The organism is Actinophytocola sp. (genome assembly GCF_035634895.1).
Taxonomy (GTDB): Bacteria; Actinomycetota; Actinomycetes; order Mycobacteriales; family Pseudonocardiaceae; genus Actinophytocola.
Genome location: NZ_DASQCC010000111.1, coordinates 23620 through 30277, shown reverse-complemented (window position 1 = coordinate 30277; position 6658 = coordinate 23620). Strand labels below are relative to the sequence as shown.

Sequence of the window (6658 nt, the reverse complement as noted above, 5' to 3'; positions counted from 1 at the left end):
GGGACGGCCTGTTCTGGCGGTGGGCGGCCAACACCGCGCTCTACGCCGGGGGTGGCGCGGTACTGTCCGCTGCCTTGTCCGGCCTGACCGGGTACACGCTGGCCAAGTACACCTTCCCGGGGCGCGGCGTGGTCTTCACCGTGCTGCTGGCCGGGATCCTCGTGCCCGGCGTGGTCCTCGCCGTGCCGCAGTACCTGCTGCTCGCGAAGCTCGGGCTCGCCGACACCTACCTGTCCGTGCTGCTGCCGAGCATCGTGAGCCCGTTCGGGATCTACCTCGCCCGGGTGTACTCGGCGGCGGCCGTGCCGGACTCGGTCATCGAGGTCGCCCGCACCGACGGCGCCGGCGAGCTCCGGATCTTCCTCGCGGTGGCACTGCCGATGATGCTGCCGGGCCTGGTGACCGTGTTCCTGTTCCAGTTCGTCGCGATCTGGAACAACTTCCTGCTGCCCTACATCATGCTCGGCGACGACCGGAAGTTCCCGTTGACCGTCGGGCTGGTGACGATGCTCAAGCAGGGCAACGCCCAGCCCGCGCTGTACAACCTGGTGATCACCGGCGCACTGCTGTCCGTGCTGCCGCTCGTCGCGCTCTTCCTGACCCTGCAACGGTACTGGCGGATCGACCTGATGACGGGGGCGGTGAAGGGATGACGGTGCGGCGGCGCAGGCGCCCCACGATGGACGACGTGGCCGAGGCCGCCGGGGTGTCCCGCGGCACGGTGTCCCGCGCGCTCAACGGCGGCCGCAACGTGAGCGGGCCGGCCCTGTCCGCGATCAACAAGGCCATCCGCAAGACCGGCTACGTCGTCAACCCGCACGCGCGAAGCCTTGCCACACAGCGAGCCATGTCCGTCGCGTTCGTGCTCTCCGAGCCGCAGGACCGGCTGTTCGAGGACCCGAACTTCCACATCCTGCTGCACGGCTGCACGCAGGCCCTGGCGGACAACGACATCACGGTGCTCCTCACGCTCGCCGGCTCGCCGGAGGAACGCAAGCGGGTGAGCCGGTTCGTGACCGCCGGTCATGTGGACGGCGTCCTGCTGGTGTCCACGCGCAGCGGCGACCCGATGGTCGACGAGCTGCTCGCGCAGGACGTGCCGGTGGTCGCGTGCGGCCGCCCGCTCGGCCACGAGCGGGACATCTCCTACGTGGCCGCCGACGACCGCGACGGCGCCCGGCAGATGGTGCTGTACCTGCGTTCCCAGGGGTACCGGCGCATCGGCATGATCACCGGGCCGCCGGACACCTCGGGCGGTCTCGACCGCCTGGCCGGCTACCGGGACGTGCTGGGCGGCACGCCGGACTCCCTTGTGGTGCACGGCGACTACACCCAGGCCGGCGGCGACGCGGCGATGACCTTTCTGCTGGCGGGTGAGTCCGACGTGGACGCGGTGTTCGTCGCGTCCGACCTGATGGCGGCCGGCGCGCTCGCCGCACTGCGCCGCGCCGGTCGCCGGGTGCCGGAAGACGTCGCGGTGGCGGGATTCGACGACTCGCGGATAGCGGCGGCCTGCCACCCGCCGCTGACCACGATCCGCCAGCCGTGGGGACGGATCAGCACGGAGATGGCGCGGTTGCTGCTGCGTCTCGTCGAGGGCGACGAGAACGCCGCGGTGATCCTGCCGACCGAGTTGGTGATTCGGGAGTCAGCGTGAATCCACAAAGGAGTGAACGATGCGCAGACGCACCCTGCTGGCCGCCCCGCTCGTGGCGGCGTTCGGCACGATGATCGCACCGCGGGCGTTCGCGGCGACCGGCCCGCGAGTTCGTGGCACGGACCTCTCCTTCACCCTGCAGGAGGAGTCGGCGGGCAAGGTCTACCGGGACGGCGGCGTCGCCCGCCCGATCGAGCAGATCCTGGCCGCGCGAGGCTCGAACTACGTACGGCTGCGCGTGTGGACGGCGCCGCCGTCCGGTTACAGCACGCTGCAGACGGCGCTCACCCTGGGCCGCCGGGCACAGCAGGCTGGGCTGAGGATCCTGCTGGACCTGCACTACTCGGACTTCTGGGCGGACCCGGGCAAGCAGCCGATCCCGGCGGCGTGGTCCGGCCAGAACCTGTCGACGCTGGCGACGACCGTCCGCGGCTACACCCGCGACGCGGTGACGGCGTTCGCGCGGCAGGGGAGCCCGGTGTCGATGATCCAGGTGGGCAACGAGATCACCAGCGGCATGCTGTTCCCGCTCGGGCAGATCTACCGCTCGGACGGCGAGCACTGGCCGGAGTTCGCGACCCTGCTGAAGGCGGGCATCGCGGGCGCGCGGGACGCGGGCGCCCCGTCGGTCATGGTCCACATCGACCGGGGCGGCGACAACGGCGGCTCCCGGTACTTCTACGACCACCTCCAGGCCCAGGGCGTGCAGTTCGACGTGATCGGCCTGTCGTACTACCCGTTCTGGCACGGCTCGCTCTCCGCCCTGCGTGCCAACCTGAACGACCTGTCCACCAGGTACAACAAGGACCTCGTCCTGGCGGAGACGTCCTACCCGTGGACCCTGGGCAACGGCGACAGCCTGGGCAACTTCGTGAACTCGGCGAGCCAGCTCCCGGACGGATCCCGTTTCCCGGGGACGACCACGGGCCAGGCCGCGTACTTCGAGGAGCTGCGCGCCGTGCTGGCGGCGGTCCCGAACGGCCGAGGGGCCGGCTTCTTCGACTGGGAGCCGGGCTGGCTGCCCGGCGTCGGCTGGTCCCCTGGCGAGGGCAACCCGAACGACAACCTCACCATGTTCGACTGGTCGGGCAACGCACTGCCGTCCCTGCGGGCGTTCCGCGCCGGATCGTGAGAACCGAAGGGGCCGCCGTCGCAGGCGGCCCCTTCCCTCGTCGCGGTGTCAGCTCACGGTGATGTTGGAGTTGCCGCTGCTCTGGTAGCCCTCGGTCGCGAGGATCATGTAGTAGCGGAAGGAGCCCATCGGCATGCCGGCACGGGACCAGGCGTCGAAGTGGTTGCCGGTGGTGATGGTGCCGCCGGTCTTCTTCGACGTCCGGACGCTCCAGTACTGGTTGAAGGTTTTGGTGCCCTCGACGGAAGGCGCGTTGACCCGCGTCGTCTGGTACATGTTGTACGTGCCGCCGTCACTGGTCACGTTGCCCTTGGCCGTCCCGGTTGGACGGAAGGTGCCCCAGTTGTCGACGATGTAGTACTCGACGAGCGGGTTCGACGTCCAGCCGTACAGCGCCAGATAGGCGTTGCCGGACGGGTTGAAGCTGCCGGAGTAGCTGACGGTCCGGCGGCTGCCGTTGGCCCATCCCTTGCCGCAGACGAAGTTGTTGACGTTGCTCCACGAGGTCCGGTAGTTGCCGGCGTTGCTCAGGGTCATGGAGACCGAGCCACCGCCCGCGGACCAGAACGAGAAGTAGTAGCCGTTGTTGGTGCCGGTCTGGTTCGTCGTGACGACCGTGTCGGCGCTGGCCGTCTCCGGCACCAGCAGAGCGGATGTGACCAGCGCGAGTGCGCCGGCGCCGCCGATGAAGTTCCTGCGGCTGATTTCGGGCATGTGCACCTTCCTCCTCGTTGAGGCTGGCGGGAAGCCGGGCGGCGCGGCACGAGCCGGCGCGATGGCCGGGGCGCCGGCCGCCGCGCCGGTGTCGTACCACGCGGCGGGCTTGTCCGGTCACCAAGCGGTTGACGACCGGGGAACCGGGGATGAGCGGGAAGACCCGGATCGGCGGTTCGTTGACGTTCGCCGATGTCAACAAGTGTTGGGCCGGCTTCGCGGAGTTGTCAACGAGTTTCGGAGATGTTTCGAAACCTAGTCGCGGTTGGGAAGTTCGTCCGGTGGTCGCGAATACCCCGTTCCTGTCGGAAGTTCCGGCGGTGTCGCGGCGTCAGACCGGTGGATCGCTCGGCGCCGTGGTCGCGGCATCCTGGCCCAGCACCATGCAGCGCAGGTCGATGTCCTGGTCGAGCACGGGTGCGTGGCCGAACAGGACCGCACCCGTGGCCACCAGGAAGGTCCGGGTGACCGCGTCGCTGCCCTTCTTCGTTCTCGGTGCCTGGTAAAGGAGATACCGCGCGGCCTGCCATGCCGCCACGTCGCCGGGTGCCGCCGCGGCGAGCAGTCCGAGCGCCGCGGCGAACATCCGGTCGCTGTCTTCCTGTTGCGCCGTCAGGACGAACATCGGCCCGCCGCCCGTCTCGACGTGACTGGCGTCCACGCCCCGCCGGGTGATCCTCGCCAGCAGCTCCGCCGCGCAGCGCTCGGCGGTCGCGCCGCGAACCAGTCTGTTGCCCGGGATTCGCGTACTGTCGGGCAGCACGACCATGTTCTGGAGCGTCTCGCCGGCGTTGCCCTCCCTGGCGAACCGTGCCTCGGCGAGCCTGCCGTACGCGAGCATGATGCGAAACGCCGGCGTTGCCCTGCCGCCACGGAAGGTTCGGGTCGCCGCGTCCCACGTCGCGCCGTCCCGGAACCGGCCGACGGGCCCGATGCGGTCGTAGTTCTCCTCGTCGGCGAGTATCGGCGTCGCGAACCGGCTGGGGTCGTACTCGATGCCGAGCCCGACCCCGCGGTCGAGGCGCAGCGCGAGCTGGTACCGCCACCGCACGAGATCGGCGTGGGCACGGGCAAGGACGTCGACCCGTCGGGCCTGCGATGCGACGGCGAAGGTGTCGGTCAGCCGGCGCCGGGTGGCCTCGGCCGCCCGCGCCTGCTCCGTCGCGAAGGACCGGACCCTGCTGAGCTCGGCCTCGTCGGTGGTGCGCAGGTACAGGTGTGGCGTCGGGAAGCACGCGGCGGTGACGGTCGTCGGGTGGCCTCTCAGGGATGGACCACCGGATCACCCCACACCAGCTCCGGCGCGTCGCCGGACGTCCGGTGCGCCGTCAGCTTGAGGATCAGGACGTCCGCGACGTCGACCGTCAGTCGCCGCGGCTCCGCCGGCGTCGCGGCCACCCGCGCGAGGACCCGGCCGTCCCCGAGGACCGTGAAGACGCCGTCCCGGCCGGCGACGGTCACCTCGAGCCTGCGGTACCGCATACCGAGGTTGAAGCTGATGAGGCTCGCGAACGCCCGGAACAGGATGCTCTCGCCGTACTCCGCGCCGTCGATCTCGACCGGCCCCAGGCGCACGTCGGACGAGCGCGCGACCGGGCGCAGGGTGACCAGGCGCACGGGGCGCGGCGGCACGTCGTCGTCGAGGTGCCGGCGGACCTCGTCCCTGACCCGGGCCAGGTCCGTCTCGGCCGACCGCAGACGCAGCTGTGGCCCGTCGGCCAGTTGCTTGAGGGAGACCGGCAGGTGGTCCTCGGCGCCGAGGGCGGCCCGGTCACCGGCGAGCACCGTGAGGACCGGGCGGCCAGCACCCAGCGCGAACTCGATCTCCTTGCGTACCCAGTCCTCCGGGTCGTCGATCCGTCGCGTGCCACCGTCGCCGGCAAGCCAGTGCTCACCGGCGACGACGACCATCACCGCGCAGCCGGCCGCCTCGGCCTCGATCGTCGGCGGGAACTGGGCGCCGCCGTACATGGCGTGGCTGGACCGGAACACCCGGTCCGCGCCGAACGCCCGGCACAGCGTCTGGTCGACCAGTGTCGCCGCGCCGTCGGCGTCACCGACCCGAAAACTGACGAATGCCTTGCAGATGACCGCGATCGAGGGCAGCCGAGCCACGACACCGTTCCTTCCGCTCCAGGCAGCCGGGTTCGGCACAGCATGCTGCGCGTCCGTGTACCAGAAGCGGATCGTCCGTGGACGTGAAGGACTTTCACGGGTACAGCATCGGATCCCCCCACGCCAGTTCCGGCAGCTTGTTGGACACCCCGCCCGCCATGTTGGCGCCGGCCTGGAGCGGATGCGCGGTCGTGCCCGGGCGGTAGGCCTCCAACCTCAGGTTCAGCACGTCCGTGACCTCCACGGAGAGCAGCTGTGGCTGCCCCTGCGACGCGGCGACCTGCGTGCTCACCTTCCCGTCGGTCACGATCCTGAACACCCCGACCTGGTCGGCCTCGGCCGCGTCGTCGAGGACACCGACCGTCACCTCCAGCCGCCCGTACTTCCTGCCCAGGTTGAAGCTGATGGACGCACGCGGTTGTGCGCTGAACAGGCTGGGCCGGTAGACGATGCTCTCGCCGAAGTAGCGGCCGTCGATCTCGGCCGGTCCCAGGCGCAGGTCGGACGACCGCTGGGTCGGCGCGAGATTGGTCAGCAGCAACGGATGGCCGGGGCCGGCGATGCGCATGCCCTGGGTCGTGACGAGTGGGCGTACCTCGTCCACGAGGTGTGCGAGATCGCGTTCGGCGGTCTGGTGGCGCAGGCGCACGTACTGGCGGTCGACCAGCCCGGCGATGGGTGCCGGGAGCCGGTCCTTCGCGCCGAGGTTCGGCCGGTCGCCCAGCAACACCGGGATGACCGGTCTGTCGTTCGCCAGGGCGAGGGAGATCTCCGTGCGCACCCAGTCGCCGGGATCGTCGATTCGCCGGACACCGTTGTTCTCGTCGAGCCAGCGGTCGCCGATGACCACGATCATGACCGCGCAACCGGCGGCCTCGGTCAGCAGCATGGACTGGAACACGGTGCCCGCGGGCATCGACCGGCTGGACCTGAACACGTGGTCCTCGCCGAACTCCTTGCGCAGCGCGTTGTCGATCAGAACGGCCGCGTCCTGGCCGTCCCCGACCCTGAAGTTGACGAATGCCTTGCTGATGACCACT

Annotated in this window: 7 protein-coding genes; 3 read left to right on the top strand and 4 right to left on the bottom strand. The window is 70.2% G+C overall.

All coding sequences use genetic code 11. The annotated features are described in order from the left end of the window. The 3 genes from VET29_RS15955 to VET29_RS15945 all read left to right on the top strand — a co-directional run. A partial coding sequence (locus VET29_RS15955; protein WP_324920790.1) for a carbohydrate ABC transporter permease occupies positions 1-653 on the top strand: 653 nt, incomplete at its 5' end. Further along, the gene (locus VET29_RS15950) at positions 650-1657 is read left to right on the top strand and encodes a LacI family DNA-binding transcriptional regulator (protein WP_324920787.1); all 1008 of its coding nucleotides are present in this window, start codon (positions 650-652) and stop codon (positions 1655-1657) included. The genes VET29_RS15955 and VET29_RS15950, both read left to right, overlap by 4 nt. Positions 1658-1676: 19 nt before the next feature. Next, a complete protein-coding gene (locus VET29_RS15945) occupies positions 1677-2789 on the top strand; it encodes a glycoside hydrolase family 53 protein (RefSeq protein ID WP_324920784.1) in 1113 nt (370 codons plus the stop codon). Positions 2790-2837: 48 nt separating this feature from the next. On the opposite strand, the gene VET29_RS15940 is transcribed toward VET29_RS15945, so the two are convergent. From VET29_RS15940 to VET29_RS15925, 4 genes are all read right to left on the bottom strand, one after another. Next, complete coding sequence (locus tag VET29_RS15940) at positions 2838-3503, bottom strand: glycoside hydrolase family 11 protein (protein WP_324920782.1); 666 nt, start codon at positions 3501-3503, stop codon at positions 2838-2840. Positions 3504-3834: 331 nt separating this feature from the next. Further along, a complete protein-coding gene (locus tag VET29_RS15935) occupies positions 3835-4554 on the bottom strand; it encodes a hypothetical protein (RefSeq protein ID WP_324920780.1) in 720 nt (239 codons plus the stop codon). A gap of 212 nt (positions 4555-4766) precedes the next feature. Further along, positions 4767-5618, bottom strand: coding sequence for a hypothetical protein (locus VET29_RS15930; protein WP_324920777.1), 852 nt, complete (start codon positions 5616-5618; stop codon positions 4767-4769). A 94-nt stretch (positions 5619-5712) separates the two neighbouring features. Continuing rightward, complete coding sequence (locus VET29_RS15925) at positions 5713-6657, bottom strand: TIR domain-containing protein (protein WP_324920774.1); 945 nt, start codon at positions 6655-6657, stop codon at positions 5713-5715. Position 6658: the final 1 nt, after the last annotated feature.